Source organism: Desulfitobacterium sp. PCE1, assembly GCF_000384015.1.
GTDB lineage: Bacteria > Bacillota > Desulfitobacteriia > Desulfitobacteriales > Desulfitobacteriaceae > Desulfitobacterium > Desulfitobacterium dehalogenans.
The window spans coordinates 2889218-2906898 of record NZ_KB913023.1; the positions used below are offsets into that span (position 1 = coordinate 2889218).

At 47.1% G+C, this 17681-nt stretch carries 20 protein-coding genes; 3 read left to right on the forward strand and 17 right to left on the reverse strand.

What is annotated here, in order from left to right; genetic code table 11:
• Nucleotides 1-36 precede the first annotated feature (36 nt).
• The 3 genes from spoVAE to spoVAC are packed head-to-tail and all read right to left on the reverse strand — an operon-like array spanning nt 37 to nt 1935.
• Entirely contained in the window at nt 37-399 is a 363-nt protein-coding gene (spoVAE, locus tag DESPCE1_RS0114380; protein WP_014794658.1) for a stage V sporulation protein AE, read from the reverse strand.
• A gap of 14 nt (nt 400-413) precedes the next feature.
• Complete coding sequence (gene spoVAD / locus DESPCE1_RS0114385) at nt 414-1418, reverse strand: stage V sporulation protein AD (RefSeq protein ID WP_014794659.1); 1005 nt, start codon at nt 1416-1418, stop codon at nt 414-416.
• Between the two features lie 49 nt (nt 1419-1467).
• On the reverse strand, nt 1468-1935 hold the full coding sequence (gene spoVAC, locus DESPCE1_RS0114390) for a stage V sporulation protein AC (RefSeq protein ID WP_014794660.1): 468 nt from the start codon (nt 1933-1935) through the stop codon (nt 1468-1470).
• Between the two features lie 201 nt (nt 1936-2136).
• Between spoVAC and spoIIAA the strand changes: the two genes are divergently transcribed.
• The 3 genes from spoIIAA to sigF are packed head-to-tail and all read left to right on the forward strand — an operon-like array spanning nt 2137 to nt 3723.
• Nucleotides 2137-2484, forward strand: a complete 348-nt coding sequence (gene spoIIAA / locus DESPCE1_RS0114395) for an anti-sigma F factor antagonist (protein WP_014794661.1) — start codon at nt 2137-2139, stop codon at nt 2482-2484.
• Complete coding sequence (spoIIAB, locus tag DESPCE1_RS0114400) at nt 2481-2918, forward strand: anti-sigma F factor (RefSeq protein ID WP_014794662.1); 438 nt, start codon at nt 2481-2483, stop codon at nt 2916-2918. Before spoIIAA ends, spoIIAB begins: the two co-directional genes overlap by 4 nt.
• Nucleotides 2919-2931: 13 nt before the next feature.
• Nucleotides 2932-3723, forward strand: coding sequence for an RNA polymerase sporulation sigma factor SigF (gene sigF, locus DESPCE1_RS0114405; RefSeq protein ID WP_014794663.1), 792 nt, complete (start codon nt 2932-2934; stop codon nt 3721-3723).
• Between the two features lie 16 nt (nt 3724-3739).
• Here the strand turns inward: sigF and DESPCE1_RS0114410 are convergent, their stop codons facing one another.
• The 14 genes from DESPCE1_RS0114410 to DESPCE1_RS22665 all read right to left on the reverse strand — a co-directional run bounded on the left by DESPCE1_RS0114410 (nt 3740) and on the right by DESPCE1_RS22665 (nt 17662).
• Complete coding sequence (locus DESPCE1_RS0114410; protein WP_014794664.1) at nt 3740-4882, reverse strand: D-alanyl-D-alanine carboxypeptidase family protein; 1143 nt, start codon at nt 4880-4882, stop codon at nt 3740-3742.
• Between the two features lie 187 nt (nt 4883-5069).
• On the reverse strand, nt 5070-5546 hold the full coding sequence (locus tag DESPCE1_RS0114415) for a CoA-binding protein (RefSeq protein WP_014794665.1): 477 nt from the start codon (nt 5544-5546) through the stop codon (nt 5070-5072).
• A gap of 67 nt (nt 5547-5613) precedes the next feature.
• The gene (locus tag DESPCE1_RS0114420) at nt 5614-6906 is read right to left on the reverse strand and encodes a pyrimidine-nucleoside phosphorylase (protein WP_019850887.1); all 1293 of its coding nucleotides are present in this window, start codon (nt 6904-6906) and stop codon (nt 5614-5616) included.
• A gap of 90 nt (nt 6907-6996) precedes the next feature.
• Nucleotides 6997-7830, reverse strand: a complete 834-nt coding sequence (locus DESPCE1_RS0114425) for a purine-nucleoside phosphorylase (RefSeq protein ID WP_014794667.1) — start codon at nt 7828-7830, stop codon at nt 6997-6999.
• Nucleotides 7831-7871: 41 nt separating this feature from the next.
• Nucleotides 7872-9038 carry a phosphopentomutase gene (locus DESPCE1_RS0114430; RefSeq protein WP_019850888.1) on the reverse strand — a complete coding sequence of 389 codons (1167 nt, stop codon included), beginning with the start codon at nt 9036-9038 and terminating at the stop codon, nt 7872-7874.
• A gap of 23 nt (nt 9039-9061) precedes the next feature.
• A complete protein-coding gene (gene xerD, locus DESPCE1_RS0114435) occupies nt 9062-10027 on the reverse strand; it encodes a site-specific tyrosine recombinase XerD (protein ID WP_014794669.1) in 966 nt (321 codons plus the stop codon).
• 71 nt (nt 10028-10098) lie between these two features.
• Nucleotides 10099-10329, reverse strand: a complete 231-nt coding sequence (locus DESPCE1_RS0114440) for a hypothetical protein (RefSeq protein WP_019850889.1) — start codon at nt 10327-10329, stop codon at nt 10099-10101.
• Between the two features lie 25 nt (nt 10330-10354).
• A complete protein-coding gene (locus DESPCE1_RS0114445) occupies nt 10355-11140 on the reverse strand; it encodes an acyl-CoA dehydratase activase (RefSeq protein WP_014794671.1) in 786 nt (261 codons plus the stop codon).
• Nucleotides 11141-11165: 25 nt separating this feature from the next.
• Entirely contained in the window at nt 11166-12395 is a 1230-nt protein-coding gene (locus DESPCE1_RS0114450; RefSeq protein ID WP_019850891.1) for a 2-hydroxyacyl-CoA dehydratase subunit D, read from the reverse strand.
• Entirely contained in the window at nt 12392-13552 is a 1161-nt protein-coding gene (locus tag DESPCE1_RS0114455; protein ID WP_014794673.1) for a 2-hydroxyacyl-CoA dehydratase subunit D, read from the reverse strand. The genes DESPCE1_RS0114450 and DESPCE1_RS0114455 overlap by 4 nt, the downstream gene beginning before the upstream one ends.
• 24 nt (nt 13553-13576) lie before the next feature.
• Nucleotides 13577-15328, reverse strand: a complete 1752-nt coding sequence (locus DESPCE1_RS0114460; protein ID WP_014794674.1) for a long-chain fatty acid--CoA ligase — start codon at nt 15326-15328, stop codon at nt 13577-13579.
• Between the two features lie 84 nt (nt 15329-15412).
• Nucleotides 15413-16651: an acyl-CoA dehydrogenase family protein gene (locus DESPCE1_RS0114465; protein WP_014794675.1), complete on the reverse strand. Its 1239-nt coding sequence runs from the start codon at nt 16649-16651 to the stop codon at nt 15413-15415.
• Between the two features lie 228 nt (nt 16652-16879).
• A complete protein-coding gene (locus tag DESPCE1_RS0114470) occupies nt 16880-17260 on the reverse strand; it encodes a metal-dependent transcriptional regulator (RefSeq protein WP_014794676.1) in 381 nt (126 codons plus the stop codon).
• A gap of 225 nt (nt 17261-17485) precedes the next feature.
• On the reverse strand, nt 17486-17662 hold the full coding sequence (locus DESPCE1_RS22665) for a FeoB-associated Cys-rich membrane protein (protein ID WP_014794677.1): 177 nt from the start codon (nt 17660-17662) through the stop codon (nt 17486-17488).
• Nucleotides 17663-17681: the final 19 nt, after the last annotated feature.

Consider the following 17681-nt stretch of genomic DNA (forward strand, 5'->3'; position numbering starts at 1 on the left):
CATAGTCCTTTAAGCCGGATCAAATTCGCATTTATCTTATCCCTTGGGATTAAAGGTTACGGAAACTAAATAGCCAAAAAAGACTGCCGCCGCGATCCCTACGGCTGTCGCCTCTACCCCGCCTGAAAAAGCCCCCAGAAGGCCCTTTTCTCCCACAGCATCCATTGCTCCTTTGGCTAAGGAATAACCGAATCCTGACAGGGGCACCGACGCTCCCGCTCCGGCGAATTGCACCAAGGGCCCGTATAAACCGAGAGCACCCAAAACAGCTCCGCCGGTGACAAAGGTTACCAACACATGAGCCGGGGTAAAAGTGGGTTTCGTTAAATCCATAAGAAGTTGACCAACTACGCAAATCAGACCGCCTACCACAAACGCTGGAATAATCTGCTCAAACATTTCCTTTTCCTCCTTTATGCCTCGATGACTACGGCGTGCCCAATTCCTGGTATGGACTCTCCCTGGAGACTGGAAGTAGGGCTATGTAAAGCCCCGCTCCCCACGAGAAGGACTCTTTTATACTGGCCAGATTTAATTTTTTTAAGAATATGTCCGGCGAAGACCACTGCTGAGCAGCCGCAGCCACTGGCTCCTGCATGGACATCCTGACTTTTGTCATAAATTAATACTCCACAGTCCGAGAAATTTTTGAAATGAAGCCCCGACTTTTTCAGTACTTCTTGGGCAAGATTTAATCCTACAGAACCTAAGTCACCGGAAATAATCAGATCATAATCCTCCGGTGTACGGTTCATATCCTGAAGGTGATTGAGAATCGTATCGGCTACAGCCGGAGCCATCGCAGCCCCCATATTATTGGCATCTGTTTCCCCGAAATCCACAATCCTGCCGATTGTGGAAGCCGTGATCCGAGGCCCCTCCCCACTCTGACCGAGGACGAGGCTTCCTGCCCCGGTCACAGTCCATTGAGCGCTCATAGCCCGTTGACCGCCCTGCTCCGTAGGTAAGCGATACTGGCGTTCAGCTGTATCATGATGGCTGGATACCCCCACAAGCGCCTTACGGGCAAATCCCCCATCGATGAGCATGCTTCCCACAGACATGCTTAAAGCCATGGTGGAACAGGCTCCATACAGACCGATGAAAGGGATGCCCATGGTTCGGGCAGCAAAATTCGAAGAAATGAGCTGATTCAACAAATCCCCGGCCAAGAGATAATCGATCTCGTCCTTATTGATTTGTGATTGCTTGACTGCTCCCTCCAAGGCTTCCTCCATCATTTTGGTTTCGGCAACTTCCCAGGAGGAATTCCCATTAATATTATCTTTCCATACCTTACTGAAAGACTTACCCAAGGGGCCTTGACCCTCCATAGGTCCAACTACGGAATATGAGGAGAGAATTACGGGCGGATTCGAGAAAACTACGGTTTGATTCCCCATACGTTTTAGGTTCATTCTTTTTTCATCCCCATTTCGTATTACTTTCCATACTAAGTGCGATTCCCTAGCGCAGGAAATAGGTGATTATGCCTATAGCAATCGAAGCGGCAATCCCGTATACCAATACTGGTCCTGCTACGGTAAACAATTTGGCACCGACACCCATCACATAACCTTCCCGTTTAAACTCCAAGGCCGGGGACACTATGGAGTTAGCAAATCCCGTGACCGGAACAATGGATCCGGCCCCTGCAAATCTTCCGATTTCATCATAAACACCTAATCCGGTGAGGAGTGCCCCCAATAAGATAAGAAAAGCCGTTGCGGCTGTCGAAGCATCGTCTTTTTGCAGCCCCATTTGGACTAAAAAATTAATGACAATTTGTCCGAAAGCGCAAATGATTCCGCCGACAAGGAACGCCCTGACGATATTTTTAGCGAGCGTAGGCTTTGGAGTCATGGATTTTGCTAATTTGCTGTATTCCTCAGGAGTCACATTGAGCGTTGGGGGGCGAAGTTTTTGGTCAGCCAAGGAAATCACTCCTTTCATTATCCCTAATTAATAATTGTCAATAGTGCTAAAACATAGTATGAATCCTGAAGTCCCTTTTTATGCGTGCCTTAATTTTATCTTCCATATTTTTACTATAATAAATATTTTTTACACTCAGGCAGGAAAATTATGGATGTCGTCGAATTGAACTTTGAGAAGACTCAATAGGGGGGAACACCATTGCTTATTGACAAAAAACTAGAGCGTCAGACCTTGCTCTTAACCTTAAAGGGAGAACTTGACATGAATACCTCTGAAAGTCTACGCCAGGCCATAGATAATGAGATTGAACGTCGTGGAGTGCGGACGGTCATCCTTAATTTGGAGAGCATCAGCTTCATCGATAGTTCGGGGCTTGGCGTTATTCTTGGACGCTACAAGAAGCTTCTCCCTATGGGGGGAAAAGTCATCGTAACCCGGGTACCTCCCCATATCTATAAGATTATGGAATTATCCGGTCTCCCTCGTATCATTCAATTTGAAGATATGCTGAACCAGGAAGATGGAAGGAAGGGAAAAACTGTATGAAAAGAAACCTTTTAGATCTTAAGTTCTATAGTCTGGCCGAAAATGTGGGGATCACCCGGATGTTGATCGCCTCCGTCGGCGCCCAATTGGACCTTTCCCTCAACGATATTGAAGAACTTAAGGTAGTAGTCAGTGAAGCGGTTTCCAATTCGATTATTCATGGTTATGCCAATCATCCGGACAAGCTGGTTCATTTAACCATCGAGCAAAACCCCGAAGCCTTAAAAATCATTGTCAAAGATGAAGGATGTGGAATACCCGATGTAGAGCAAGCCATGCAACCGGCCTTTAGTACAGATCCTGAGCGCATGGGGTTGGGATTTGTCTTTATGCAATCCTTCATGGATGATCTTCAGGTGGAGTCTGCGGTCAATCAGGGTACTACCGTCACAATGATTAAGCAACTTGACAAAATCCAGCCCTCCACGCATTAGGGGGGATAGAATTATGATTCAAAGACTAACGGAAATGAACCTTCCCCGCTTTCCTCTTCTATCTGATGAAGAGATGATGGATCTGCTCCATCGTGCCCAGGAAGGAGATGTTGAAGCCAGAGAGCGGCTGATCAACTGCAATCTTAAGCTGATCTTCAATCTTGTCCAACGTTTTTCCCACCGTGGGTATGAACTGGAGGATCTCTTTCAAATCGGCACCATCGGCCTGATCAAGGCTATCGACAAGTTTGACTTTACTTATGGTGTAAAGTTCTCAACCTATGCCGTCCCCATGATCATCGGGGAGATACGCCGTTTCTTGAGAGACGATCATCCCGTTAAGGTCCCCCGCTCTTACAAAGAGCTGGTGTATAAGGTCAATAAATCACGGGAAAGTTTGTCTGCAACCCTGGGCCGGGACCCTACCATCGGTGAAATCGCAGAAAATATCGGAGTCGATCGAGAAGATATTGTATCCGCCTTAGAAGCGGTCCAAAGTCCCACCTCCATTCATGATACTCTCTATCAAGATGACTCCGATCCCATCTATATTCTGGATCAACTTCCTATGGAGAAGGAGCTTGATGCCGGTTGGTTCGAAAAGATTGCCCTGAAAGAAGTTCTGGATAAACTCCCTGAACGTGAGAAACTCGTCCTGATGATGCGTTTTTATGAAGATAAGACTCAAAGTGAGATCGCTGCACTCCTTAACCTTTCTCAAGTCCAAATCTCAAGAATTGAGCGGGCTGCTCTGCACCGTATTCGTCAATTTCTTCATGAACCTGATCATCAAGGTGATCTGTAACCCTGGATCCTCTCCATTAAAATCCAAATACCCCTTCAAGGGTACGGATGATTTGCTTGCCAATCCCTGCTTTCTCAATATCCTTTTCCGCCACCAGGTTCACAGAAGTCAACATTTCATTATCACGATAGAGAAGGATTTCTCCGACCTTTTGACCCGCTTTTATTGGTGCCTCTACATCTGGGTTGAGCTTAGTCTCTGCCCAGATATTTTTGTCGTTTCCTTTCTGCACGGTGACTCCCAGCGCTTTTTCTGTGACAGCTACAAGGTCTTCCTCCATTCCCTTGTGAACCTTAATGACTCCCTGCTTCTGACCGGCAGGAGCATATTCTTTATAGGCAAAATTAGCAAAGCCATAATTGTACAGCTTCATGGATTCAGTAAAATGTCCTCGCACTTGAGGAACTCCCATGACTACGGCAATAAGGCGCAACCCATCCCGTTCAACAGTAGAGGCGAGACAATAATTGGCTTCACTGGTCCAACCGGTTTTAAATCCATCGGCTCCCTCATACCACCAAAGCAATTTATTGGTATTCCAAAGCTTGAATTTGCCCCCGCGCAAATCGTACTCTTTCATACTCGTCAATTTACGGATCAGGGGATACTTTAAAGCTTCTCGCCCCATGAGGGCCAGATCATAGGCACTGGTATAATGCCCTTCTGCCGGTAAACCATAGGCATTCACAAAGTGGGTATGATTGGCGCCAATCGCTTTAGCCTTCTTATTCATCTCTTCCACAAAGGCCTCATGAGTGCCGCTGATATGTTCCCCTACGGCATAACAGGCATCGTTGGCCGAGCCCACAGCTATCGAAATCAGCATTTCTTCCAGAGAAAAAGTTTCTCCCGGCTCCAGATAAATTTGTGAGCCTCCTAAACTGCTGGCACCTTCACTGGCTGTAACTTTATCGGTGAGACTTACGCGTCCCGATTCAACCGCCTCGGCAGCTACTAACAGTGTCATCAATTTTGTCACACTGGCTGGCGGCAACTCTTTATGGATCTCTTTTTCGAAAAGTATTTGACCGGATTTAGCATCCAAAAGGATGGCACTTACTGCGTCGGTCTCTAATACTGCACCGTAGGCCTGATGGGGAACAACCAGATTCCCGACCAATAACGCCAAGGCAAAAATCAAAGCTAGTGCTTTACGCATTCGTTTTTAACCCCCTTATGAAACATATTTATTCTATTATCCCCAGAAAAATAAATTATATCGAAAGGGACGATTTATCCAAAAATTACGCTCTTTGAAAAGAACTAAAAACAAAAAACGTTCTCCATAATTATCTGGAGAACGTTTGTACACTATTCTTGTATTCTGTAATCCTATCCCTCTGTCCCTAACGACGTTTAGGGGCCTTAGGAGAGTGTAACCCATGCCAGTAGCAAGGGTGTAGGTAGCCAAAGAGTTTGGGGTAAATTTTATGTTTCAAAATACAGCCTTGAATCACCTTAATTCCCGCTGCATCCGCTTGTTCCTGAAACTCTTCAGTCCAGTTGCGTTCTTGAAACCAAACGAATTGGGCCCCACATTCCTGAGCCTGACTGATAATATCAGGAATCAATTCCGCTTTCAAACAGGGAACCACCACATCCACCTTATCCTGCAAAGCCGACAGTCGTGAATAGACCTTAAAACCTTCCAAGCGCGGCAAATCTTCAGCCACGGGATGAACGACACAGCCGAATAGCTTCAAGGTCTCCCAAGCCTTATAGGCATGTTTATGTTTTAGAAAGCGGTCTGCATTGCCCACCACAGCGTAACGATGAGCTGTTGTGGTCTCCCCTGCCAGGGAATACACTTTCTTTTCACGCATCTGTAGTCACTCCTAACTTTAGGTACTAAAAGATTACGTGAAAGCAGCTCATCCTATGACTCTTAGACTATTTTATGATCTCATGAATGTATTCCATCGGGGCAGGCTTGCTATCTTGAAATGCATAGGCCTTTAAAACATTCGTTTCCACATGATCAAGGTTGGTATGAAGAATACATAGTGGTTCATTAAGGTCAACATAATCTCCGACCTTCTTCAAAAGAGTTACCCCTGCTGCATAATCAATGGGGTCGTCCTTCTTCTTTCTTCCTGCCCCTAACTGCATAGCAACAAGCCCAATGTATTCAGCGTCAATATAGCTTACATATCCCGCATGGGTTGAGAGGATTTCTATATGATGTTTCGCTTGCGGTAGTTGCCACGGCTCATGGACAATTTGTGGATTTCCTCCTTGAATTGAGATAAGCTCCTTTAATTTCTCTATGGCCTTACCTGAGGCAATAACTTGCTGAAGCTCCCCATAAGTTGACTGGAAATCATGATATTTTCCACTGGCAATAGCCATATAAGCGGCAATCGTCAAAGCAACAGTTGTTTCGTCCTCAGCTCCTTTTCCGCCTAGAACATCGATAACCTCTCTTATCTCATTGGCATTCCCTACTTCATGTCCAAGAGGCTGATTCATATCTGTAATTATAGCGATGGTCCTTCTCTTTAATGACTTCCCTATTTGCACCATGCACTCTGCAAGTTTTTTGGCTTCCTCGAGGGATTTCATGAAAGCCCCCGAACCTACTTTAACATCAAGAACTATGGCATCTGCCCCAGAGGCAATCTTTTTACTCATGATTGAACTTGCTATGAGCGGAATACTATCCACGGTTCCTGTAACATCTCTTAAGGCATAGGTAAGTTTGTCGGCAGGGGTTAAGTTTGCTGTTTGACCCACTACCGCCATTCCGTGGTTATTCACATTGGCGATAAACTCCTCCGTACTTAAGGCAGTTCTGAATCCTTGTATCGCTTCAAGTTTATCAATGGTACCGCCGGTATGACCTAACCCTCTTCCACTCATTTTAGCCACAGGGATTCCTAATGAAGCAACCAGGGGAATGACGATTAGGCTTATCTTATCCCCCACTCCCCCAGTTGAATGCTTATCTACTTTTACTCCATCGATACCGGATAAGTCGATGGTCTCGCCAGAGTTCACATAGGCCATGGTCAAGTTGGCGATTTCCTCATCATTCATCCCTTGAAAGTAAATGGCCATATAAAGAGCAGATATCTGATAGTCGGGAATCTCACCCTTTACATAACCTTGTACGAAATGCTCTATTTCTTCTTGGGTCAAGGCGTGACCTATCTTTTTTTTGTTAATTATATCAACTACCCGCATTGCTTTGCCCCCTAAGTTCTTTTTACTCTCCTCATTTTTCGGGGATCACACGGAAGTGACCCGCACCCTACCTCAAACAATGCCTAATGATTACGCCAGCCCCTTAACCAAAGCCTGCACAAACCGTACAAACTGCTTCTCGATACGCTCGGCAGTCTCCATGACCTCCGCATGGCTAAGGCGCTGGGAAAGGATTCCGGCGGCCATGTTTGTAACACAGGAAATGCCAAGAACCCGCATTCCTCCGTGGTTGGCCACGATAACCTCGGGGACGGTGCTCATTCCCACAAGATCGGCTCCTACTGTGCGAAGAAAACGAATCTCAGCCGGGCTTTCATAGCTGGGACCGCTCATAGCGGCGTAGATCCCTTCCTGGGGATAGATACCTACCTCCCGGGCTATTGTCAGAGCCTTTTGCCGCCATTCAAGATCATAACCTTCACTTAAGTCGGGAAAACGAGGCCCCAGGTTACTGAGATTGGCTCCGCGAAGGGGATTGTCTCCCATCATATTGATATGGTCCTTGAGCAAAACCAGATCCCCTGGGCGATAAGCAGGGTTAATTCCGCCGGCAGCATTCGTTACAATCAGTCCGGATACTCCCAAAACCTGCATGACCCGAACGGGAAAAGTCACTTCCTGCATGGGGTACCCTTCATAGAAGTGAAAGCGCCCTTGCATGGCTACAACAGGTTTACCCAAGACTTTTCCAAACACCAATTGTCCTTTATGCCCCTCAACGGTGGAAACCGGGAAGTTCGGAATCTCCTGATAAGGAATAGACACCTTATCTTCAATCAGTTCCACAAAACCACCTAATCCTGAGCCCAGGATAATCCCCATTTGGGGTTCCATATTTATTTTTTCAATAATATACCGCCGGGTTTCACTGAGTTTGTCCATAAATTCTTGCTCACGTATCATAGTTATCTTCTCCTTGTCAGCTTTTTTTGAATGAGTTCATTTCAGATTAATTCTTTAAGAAAGCTCTGACCATTATGCAGAGCTTCCGTCCCTAAATAATCGGCAATGGTAGCTCCCAAATCGGCAAAGGAGGGACGGATCCCTAGATTCGTTCCGGGTATAACCTTTTTTCCGTAGACCAGTAAGGGGACATACTCCCGGGAATGGTCCGTACTTTCCGTGGTGGGATCACAACCATGGTCTGCGGTGATGAACAGGATATCCTCCTCTTCAAGCAAATCAAGGATTTCCGGCAATCTCCCATCAAACTCCTCTAGGGCCTTAGCATAATTTTCCACATCATTGCGATGACCATAAAGCATATCAAAATCCACCAGATTGGTCATGATGAAACCCGGCTTCTTCTTTTTGATAAAGGCTAAGGTCTTATCCACTCCATCTTTATTCCCTTTGCTGGGAACATGGTCTGTGACCCCATGACCTGCGTAAATGTCTTTGATTTTTCCCACAGCCATGACATGAAGTCCTTTTTCTTTTACCACATCCAGAAGGATTTTGTGGGGCGGCTCAATGGCATAGTCATGACGATTGGTGGTCCGGTAGAAGTTTCCTTCGCTGCCTAAAAAGGGGCGGGCTATGACTCGGCCTACTCTTAAATCCCCATCCAGCATTTCACGGGCTATCTCACAGATTCCATACAACTTCTCTAAAGGGATCACCTCTTCATGGGCTGCGATCTGAAACACTGAATCTGCAGAAGTATAGACGATAGGTTTCCCTGTTTGGACATGTTCCTGTCCCAGCCTCTGAATAATCTCTGTGCCGGAAGCCACTTCATTACCTATAACTTGGCGACCGATGCGCTTTTCGAAGGCTCGGATAAAATCTTCCGGAAAGCCCTGGGGAAAAGTAGGGAAGGCTCTTTCCAATACCACGCCGGCTATTTCCCAATGTCCCGTGGTGGTATCCTTACCCGGGGATCTTTCCGCCATTTTTCCATACCCGCCTTTAGGGCTTGCCTTGGGACTCACCCCTTGGATAGGCGCAATATTACCCAGGCCTAATTCCTGAAGATGAGGCAAATGAAGGCCTCCACGGGCCTTGGCAATATTGCCTAAGGTATTGCTCCCCATATCTCCGTATTCATGGGCATCCGGCATTTCGCCTATGCCAACGCTATCTAAAACAATTAAGATGACTCGTTTCAAAAAGTAATTCCTCCTTTATTTCATTAATCGGCCCGAGGGTGAGCTCTACGGAATACTTCCAGAAGTCTTTGACGGGAAAGGTGGGTATAAATTTGGGTCGTTGAAATATCTGCATGCCCCAGCATTTCCTGGACGGATCGCAAATCTGCTCCATGATCCAAGAGATGGGTAGCAAAACTATGTCTGAATTTATGTGGATAGATAGTTTCCTTGACGCCATGGTCTTGCGCCCATTTTTTGAGGATATCCCAGACCCCTTGCCGGGTCAGAGCCGTACCTCGGGAATTAAGGAAGAGAATTTCCGTTTTATTCTTGCCCTTCAGCTCCTCCCGATAATGATCCAGATAATCCTGCAAAACCTCAAGAGCGTATTCTCCTATCGGTACAATCCGCTCTTTGTTCCCCTTTCCCCGGCAACGCAAGGTTCTTGTCTCAAAGATGATATCCGAAACCTTTAAGCCCACCAATTCGGAGACACGTAAACCACAACCATAGAGTACCTCAATCATAGCAATATTACGCATCAATAGTCCTTTATCCTTCCCCTGGGAGTCAGTAGTTCCGGTTCTTTCATTACTCTTTCCATTCTTATCCCGTCCTTTGTCCGGTTCTCCTCCTTCGCCCATAAGCTTATAAATGGAGTCTTCAGACAGAACATGAGGCAGATGCTGCTCAAGCTTCGGAGTGGTTAGGTACTCAGTAGGGTCATCCTCCCGCATCTCCTCTCCTAGGAGGAAAGAAAAGAAACCTCGCAGGGTTGCGAGGTGCCGTGCCAATGTGCGAGCAGACCTCCCCTGATTCTTCTCCTGGAGAAGAAATAAGAAAAGGTCATTTCCATCACAAGATATAAAGTTTTTCCCGCGTTGTTGAAGAAATGCTGTGAATTTCTTCAGATCGCGCTCATAGCTGATTCGGGTATTTGGGGAAAGTCCTCGTTCTACATTAAGGTATGTCAAATATTTTTTAATCCAAGCTTCTGTTTGAACCACAGCAATCCCTCCCTAGCTTAGAAAATTCTACAAGAGGGAAAGGTTTTCCTGCGGTTTGAACCGGAGAATCTCTATCTTTTTATATCGGGAAAGAGCTGTATAACAAATTCGCTCCAAATACTGCCTTCCTCTTCAACCCGCATAGGATTACCGCTGGGCTTCTCATCTTTATCCCCATGAGATGTGATGATGAGACTGCATACTGTGACCAGCTTGGGTAGCATAACTGCCAGCAACATCATTAAGAGAAGGATCCGTGCGATAGTTAAGAAAAACTCCGGCCAGTTTTTACCTCTCTGCATAACTTCGACCCCCAATCCCTAAAACTTATGCAGTAGAGGATTGTCTTGATGCCATTAAGGCTGCTCCTAAAGCAGCAGTAATAGAAGGTTCACTATACACCAGCAGAGGATGATTCAATTGCCGACGGAGTGCAGCCAATACCCCTTGATTGCGGGCTACCCCACCGGTAAACACAATATCCGGCAATAAGCCAATCCGCTGTGCTAAGGATGCCACACGGCTGGCTACGGATTCACAGACCCCGGCTAGAATATCTTCTTTCGGCCTTCCCGCCGATACATGAGTAATCACTTCCGATTCCGCAAAGACCGTACAAAAGGAGGATATGGCCGTGGGATTCTGAGATTTTTCCGAAAGACTTCCTATTTCATGCAAACTAATCTCCAAAGCTGAGGCCATGACTTCGAGAAAGCGTCCTGTTCCTGCTGCACATTTATCATTCATGGCAAAATCCACGACTTTGCCATTAGGCAGCAATTGAATGACTTTACTGTCCTGTCCCCCGATATCAATAATAGTTCGGGCAGTGGGGAAAAGATGATGAATTCCCCGGGCTTGGCAGGTGATTTCCGACACTTCCCGGTCGGCAGGAAAAGTAATCCTCCCGTATCCGGTAGCAACCGTCCCCTCTACATCCCCCTGGCCAAGTCCCGACTCCGAGAGTAGCTTAGCCACCATCTGAGTCGCCACTTCCCGTCCACTATACCCGGCCCGGGCCGTGTCATAAGCAATAATCTCCAATTCCTGGTCTATAAGAACGACTTTCACCGTCAGGGAGCCGATATCGACCCCTACATAAATCTTGGCCATACCTTCCCTCTTTCCTTTGCCCACCTCAATCAAACGTCTCCAAAAATGCCTGAACACGATTGCGGATGGGTTCTTCAGCATAGGCCCGGGGATCAGCCATATCGGCCTCGATCATTAATCCCGGAACACCCGTCTCCTTCATGACCCTTCTGCGAATAACCTCCTGGACCAAAGAATAGGGCTTGCAAGAGCGATTGGAGTGCATCACGAAGCCGTCAGCCTGATAATCTTGAATGAGCTTTACAAGTTGCTTAGTACGAAACTCCGGAGAGCGGTTCAGGAAAACCTCCGTATACGTGACGGCCAAACTTTCCAGGGGGGTTCCCGGTGCTTGATCCATGGCCCATCCCCCACTGTAAGTATCAGTCACAAAGCATGCTCCCCGTTCCGTAAACATCTTATTAAAACTAAATACTTTGGGCCAAATCGCAATATTATCCCAGACCAGACGAATCCGCTCATTTTCCACAGCACCCTGGGAGAGGCCCGCCCGCTCTTTGACCTCGTCACAAAATAGTTGATAATAATCCCGTCCAGCTTTGGTTCCCCTCATCACCACGATGGGGGCCATATGGATAAAGAGATCGGGGGCATTCAGGGGGGAGGGACGGGATTGACAGGCTCTACGGGCTTCTTTCCATAGATCGGTGGTTTCCCGGCTGAGCTTCATCTGGTTTTCCAGTTCTTTTTCATCCAATGCCCTGCCTGTAATACGCTCCAGCTCCACGATCATTCCCTTGAGCTGCTCCAAGACATAATTCTTCGTTTGGTCCGTCATCTCCGCTGTTAGGTAAGGGGTATCCAGCACCAGCAAAGGAACTTCAAAATGCCGGGCCAGAGCCTCATACCACTTTAATACCGTACCACAGATATTATTGCAGGCCACCAGGAGATCGGGTTTGGGCATTCCTCCCATAGGGGCCAGATCAGGCCGTAAAACTCCACCGATATTGGAGCGGGCATAGGAGCACAGATCCTGGGAATAGCCTGCAGCTTCTACCACCTGACATAACTGGGCCGTGGCCTTATTGGTGCTGTAAATAGCGGCATATTGCTCCGGGTAGGCCGGATGGATCTTAAAAGCGCGCAAAATTTCGATGGGAGCCCCGCTGGTCACCCAGGCAATCTTGCGGCCCACAGGCTTACCCCAATAGCGGTGATATCCCGTTAAAAGATAGTAGCGCTTCATGGTCCTTTTCAGAGTATCCGTACTCCGCAGAGGGCGATAATTTCGTTTCTGTGCTTTCTGGGTCATTTTTGCGCCCTCCCCTCCGAGATTGAAGACCGATTCTCGAGAATACTCTCCAAAAACGCCTGAAGCCGGGTCCTCTCCTGTCCCCCTACATCCGCTCCCTCTAATTCAAGGACCAAAGTGCGAATTCCCTGGCTTTGGAGGGTCTCCGCCAAAGGGACTGCATCCCAGGCGTGGGGTTCGCAATATTTGCGTATGACCAGCACCGCTCCTTCCACCTGCCGCTGGGAGGCTAAATTCTCCAAATACTCCAGACGGGCGTTAAGACTTTGGTTCTTGCAGGGACAGGGAGGCATATCCTCATAACGCTTCACCAGATCATACCAGGGGTTATCCGAGTCCTCCAGTAGGGGGCCGGAGTAGTGGCGGTAACCCGTACAGGTGTCATCCACTACTACTCTTCCCCCTAAATCCTCGATCATCGCATATAAATGATCGTTTTCAAGAACGGCCCCCGTAATCATGAGGCGTGCTCTTGAAGAGGACTCTTCCGCTCTTGCATGGAGTTCAGGCAGCACTTCTGCCAGGGCCTCTTCATAGATTGTCTTGGGCATGAGCTGTCCGGCCTGCAGGAGGGCCGCCGTCAAAGGGGAGGGTAATTTCCCCCGCAGTTCCTCCACCTCACTAACCTTTTCCCTTATGCGCCGGCATAAGCGGATGGCTTCCCGCAGTTCCTCCTCTGTGGGCTCATGACCGCTCAGCTCTTTCAATTGCTCCCAGGCCCCCTTGGCCTCTTCCTGATAATATTGATTAGCCCCAGGTGCTTTAAGCATAACTGGGGGAACCATGTTCACGGTTTTTTGTTTACCGGCGAATTCCCAAATGCCGCTTAGACACTGCATGGTATCGCAGGTGTGGACGAAGCCAACCCCCAGCAGATCCTCCCATTGACCTTGCAATTCCATATCCAATACCCCCCGGGCTAATGAGCAGGAAAATGTGGGTAGCTCCGCAGGGGTCCGATTGGTGGAATCCGGCAAAAGACGCAGGGGCTCAAGGCCAAAGGCTATAATCAGTTCTTCCGGAAAATAGGAACACAGTATTCCGAAAAAACGATGATTAGGGTAGCGAGTCCCGCGTCTCAAGCCTTTAAGGGCGGATTCCTCTAAAAGCCAGTTTAGAGAATCCCTTTTCTCTTCAGACATACTCCATTCCAACATCTGGGCATCCTCCTATCTTTCAAATTATCTGGTCGATGCCACTTCCTTGGAACTCTTCTCCCCTTCCCCTTCTGCAGGGGGAGTGTCCCGTAATGCCCGGCGCAGAATCTTACCAATAGCAGTTTTGGGTAAATCGGTACGGAACTCTACGGTTTTAGGGACTTTATAGGGAACAAGGTGTTTACGGCAAAAGGCGATGATATCTTGTTCTGTAGCTGCAGCCCCATCTTTAAGGCTGACAAAAGCCACCACCTTTTCCCCGCTGTAGCCGTCCTTGATCCCAATAACGCAGGCTTCCCTAACAGCCGGGTGTTCATAGAGCACATCCTCCACTTCCCGCGGATAGACATTGAACCCTCCGGTGATGATCATATCCTTTTTACGGTCCACGAGATAAAAATAGCCATCCTCATCCATGGTAGCAATATCCCCGGTGTACAGCCAGCCATTCCTTAACGCATAGGCTGTTTCTTCCGGCCGGTTATAATAGCCAAGCATTAAATCCGGACACTGAATAACCAGCTCCCCAGATTCGCCGGGGGCCAGATCCTCTTCACCTGTGTCGATATCCCGGATTTTAAAGTTTACATCCGAAAAGGGGAAGCCGATGCTGCCAGTTCGATTTTCACCCCGCAGAGGATTACAGCATAGGGCATTGACCCCTTCTGTGAGACCGTAACCCTCCATAAGCCGGGCTCCGGTAAGCTCTTCGAAGCTTCTTTTTACTTCGGGAGCCAAGGCCGCTGCTCCTACAAAGCACCCGATTAAGGAGGAAAGGCTATAGCGTTTTAATTGGGGATAATTAATCATACCTATATACATCGTAGGAACTCCGGCAAAATAAGTGGGCTTATGTTTGTGAATGGCTTTTAGTACATCCTTCGCTTCAAAGCGCGGAATCAAAATCGTAGAAGCCCCTGAGAACAGAGGAGCATTCATGCATACAGACATGCCAAACCCATGAAAGGCCGGAAGAACCGTAACCAAACGATCCTTACTGTCCATTTCAACCCAGGCTATAGCCTGGTAAGCATTCGTAAGCAAGCCATAATGAGAAAGCATAACTCCTTTGGGACGTCCGGTGGTTCCGCCGGTGTAGATAAGGACCGCAACATCCTTCCGGACATCAACCTTTTGCGATAGATGTTCCTTTATTTCAGGACTATTGCTCTGATTCAGCAAATCCTTAAACTTCTTAGCCACTTTTAGGCGGGCTTTACCTCCTGGAGACAACTTCCGTGTGAATGGATACAGGAATTTCAGAGGAAAAGGCATGTACTCATTGAGGGCTGTATAGAAGGTATGCGACAACAAATGGGTTTCTCCGGCGTTGTGGCAAATGTCTCTCACATTTTCCAGCCGCTCTGCCAAAAGGTCCAGACAAATGACTACTTTGACCTGAGCATCCCGAAAGATATGCAATAATTCCGATTCAGTGCTGAGGGGGTTAACAGGAACAACCACCCCGCCAATGCTAAGAATAGCATAATAAGAAATAACATATTGAGGACAATTGGCCAGTAAAAGGGCAACCCGATCCCCCGGATTAATACCCAGCTTTTGCAGAGAACCGGCCAATCGTTCAACTTTATCACCCAAATCTTCGTATTTCATCTTTTTATTAAAATAAATTAGGGCAATATCTTTGGAATTCTTCTTCACGCTCTTTCGGAACAACGCATCCACAGTCTCTTCAGGGTAGTTTAGCTGATGGGGAACCTGTTGGTCGTATTGAGCTCTCCAGGGAAATTCAGACATTTTGTTTTCCTGACTCATGATATACCTCCCAACTCCATTAATATGGTTCTTACTCTCTAACCCTTAATCCCCGGACCCTAACTTCTATATAGTTACAGATTGCTACTCATATACTTTTTCCTCTGTCAAATGGGCATTCACTGCATCCTCTTCTAAGGATCGGTGGGGCTGTAAATTCTCTCGACGCTCTTTGTAATACTCATGTTGAATAATAAGATTCATTACTTCATTGGTACCGGTCCAAATCATGATAAGGCGGATATCCCGCAGCAACCGCTCGATGGGGAATATATTAGTGTAACCAATCCCTCCCATGATTTGCATGGCATCATTCACCACAGCCCAAGCCGAGTCCGTTGCGAACTTTTTCGCCTCTGAGACCAGACGGCGCGCCACATTCCCCGGCACACCTGAGTCCACTGCCCGGGCGGTAGCGTAGACCAAAGCGCGGGCGGCATCCAAGCGGGTGATTGAATCAGCCACTTTGAAATTGACTCCTTGAAAATCTTTAATTTTTCTGCCAAAGGCTTTGCGCTTGGTGCTATAATCCGAAGCTACTTCCAGAGCAGCCCGGGCCATCCCCAAAGCTCCTGCAGCGCTGGTTAATCGTTCGGGGATCATCATCTGATAAAAGATATCTGCTGCCCCGTTTTCCACACCGAGAAGGTTTTCTGCGGGAACTTTTACATCCTTGAAAACCACACGGCCTGCGCCACCTCCGCGGGTTCCCATTAAGCCATAGATATGTTCCACTTCCACTCCAGGGCCACGGTCTACGATAAAGGCGCTAATACTCTGATGGGCGGGTCCTTCCGGATCGGTCTTGGCGTAAACCATGAAGTAGTCAGCACCCTCTGCTCCCACTACAAAGCGCTTTTGCCCATTGAGAATATAAAAATCCCCTTCACGCCGGGCTAAAGTGGTCGCTCCGAAAAAATCCGATCCTCCCCTAGGCTCAGTCAAAGCTTCGGCGGTGTAAAGTTTTCCTTCTAAAGTGGGCTTTAAGTAACGGTTCTTCAGTACCTCCGAGCCGAAATGATTAATCGCTTCTCCGACGATGGAAGGTAAGGAGTAGAGACAGGCCAAGCTCGTACCCAAAACCCCGATCTCTTCGAGAACTGAAACTTCATCCACCCATTGCAAGCCTCGTCCACTATACTGTTCAGCAAAGCGCAAGCCCAGAAGTTTTGCTTGACCTAAATCCATTAGGTATTCTTTTGGATAGGTTACCTTTTCTTCATCCATATCCAGGATAAGCTGTTTTGGCACCTTTTCTTTGACAAACCTTGCCGCCTCTTCTTGGAGGAGTTTTTGTCCCGGGGTCAAGAGGAAATCAAACATACTCTCTCTCCTTTTCTAAAGTGAATAGTCATTCATTTGTCTATTATTATGAATATTCTGACACTGGCAGATATGTACGTCAATACCCTTCTTAAATTTAGAAAAGAATACTTATTTTAGCGAATTAAATCCCGAATATCGAATAGCCCGGAGCAAAAAAGGCTGTTGCTCAACGAACTTTACAGTTCATTTTGCAACAGCCCTCTATTCCATACATAGCACTCTATTCTAGCTCTGTTCTTTCATTCGTCTGTGATACTCTTCTTTCATTTTCTCAAAGGTAGCCTGACTAATGACGTGCTCCACACGGCAAGCATCTTGTGCTGCGGTCTCCTTATCCACACCTAAATAGACCAGATATCGGGTGATGATATCATGACGTTCATAGATATGGGAGGCAATCCTCTCTCCCTCATCGGTCAAGGTAATAACACCGGAAGAATCTACTTCGATATAGTCATTCTTCTTAAGAATTCCTACCGCACGACTTATACTCGGCTTTGTATAACCAAGCTCATTGGCAATATCAATGGAGCGAATATCGCCTTTTTTCTTCTGAAGTATATAAATAGTCTCGAGATACATCTCGCCGGATTCTTGAATACTCATGGCTATAGCTCCTTTTTACATTATTTATACAAGCTTCCTATAATACGACTCTATAAAAGCATAGTATAATTAAGCGGAAAAATCAATCGTTCGCTGTCAAACTTTGCTAAAGAGTCGGCGGGACCTTTGCACAAGCAAAATTCAGTCCACTTTGTGAAAAAAAGCCGCTGACTGATATACAGCGGCGGCTTTCATCGTATTATTATTTAGCTATTGGTTTGATTATTATGGCTTATGATCGGACACACTGCATTCACTCCCGCTACCACAGCTGCTGGAGCATCCTGAGCATCCACCGCTCTTTCTTGTTCTGTACACATTGAGCCCAGCCAGGGCAGCGATAGCAAGAACAACAGCACCGATAATTAAATTCGCTCCATTGGATATTATCCATTCAAGCATAGCATTCACCTTCTTACTA

Bases quoted from the DNA above. Each gene is read 5' to 3' on its own strand.
- spoVAE (WP_014794658.1), bottom strand. From the start codon at position 399: ATGTTTGAGCAGATTATTCCAGCGTTTGTGGTAGGCGGTCTGATTTGC.
- spoVAD (WP_014794659.1), bottom strand. From the start codon at position 1,418: ATGAACCTAAAACGTATGGGGAATCAAACCGTAGTTTTCTCGAATCCG.
- spoIIAB (WP_014794662.1), top strand. From the start codon at position 2,481: ATGAAAAGAAACCTTTTAGATCTTAAGTTCTATAGTCTGGCCGAAAAT.
- sigF (WP_014794663.1), top strand. From the start codon at position 2,932: ATGATTCAAAGACTAACGGAAATGAACCTTCCCCGCTTTCCTCTTCTA.
- DESPCE1_RS0114410 (WP_014794664.1), bottom strand. From the start codon at position 4,882: ATGCGTAAAGCACTAGCTTTGATTTTTGCCTTGGCGTTATTGGTCGGG.
- DESPCE1_RS0114415 (WP_014794665.1), bottom strand. From the start codon at position 5,546: ATGCGTGAAAAGAAAGTGTATTCCCTGGCAGGGGAGACCACAACAGCT.
- DESPCE1_RS0114420 (WP_019850887.1), bottom strand. From the start codon at position 6,906: ATGCGGGTAGTTGATATAATTAACAAAAAAAAGATAGGTCACGCCTTG.
- DESPCE1_RS0114425 (WP_014794667.1), bottom strand. From the start codon at position 7,830: ATGATACGTGAGCAAGAATTTATGGACAAACTCAGTGAAACCCGGCGG.
- DESPCE1_RS0114440 (WP_019850889.1), bottom strand. From the start codon at position 10,329: ATGCAGAGAGGTAAAAACTGGCCGGAGTTTTTCTTAACTATCGCACGG.
- DESPCE1_RS0114445 (WP_014794671.1), bottom strand. From the start codon at position 11,140: ATGGCCAAGATTTATGTAGGGGTCGATATCGGCTCCCTGACGGTGAAA.
- DESPCE1_RS0114450 (WP_019850891.1), bottom strand. From the start codon at position 12,395: ATGACCCAGAAAGCACAGAAACGAAATTATCGCCCTCTGCGGAGTACG.
- DESPCE1_RS0114455 (WP_014794673.1), bottom strand. From the start codon at position 13,552: ATGTTGGAATGGAGTATGTCTGAAGAGAAAAGGGATTCTCTAAACTGG.
- DESPCE1_RS0114460 (WP_014794674.1), bottom strand. From the start codon at position 15,328: ATGAGTCAGGAAAACAAAATGTCTGAATTTCCCTGGAGAGCTCAATAC.
- DESPCE1_RS0114465 (WP_014794675.1), bottom strand. From the start codon at position 16,651: ATGTTTGATTTCCTCTTGACCCCGGGACAAAAACTCCTCCAAGAAGAG.
- DESPCE1_RS0114470 (WP_014794676.1), bottom strand. From the start codon at position 17,260: ATGAGTATTCAAGAATCCGGCGAGATGTATCTCGAGACTATTTATATA.
- DESPCE1_RS22665 (WP_014794677.1), bottom strand. From the start codon at position 17,662: ATGCTTGAATGGATAATATCCAATGGAGCGAATTTAATTATCGGTGCT.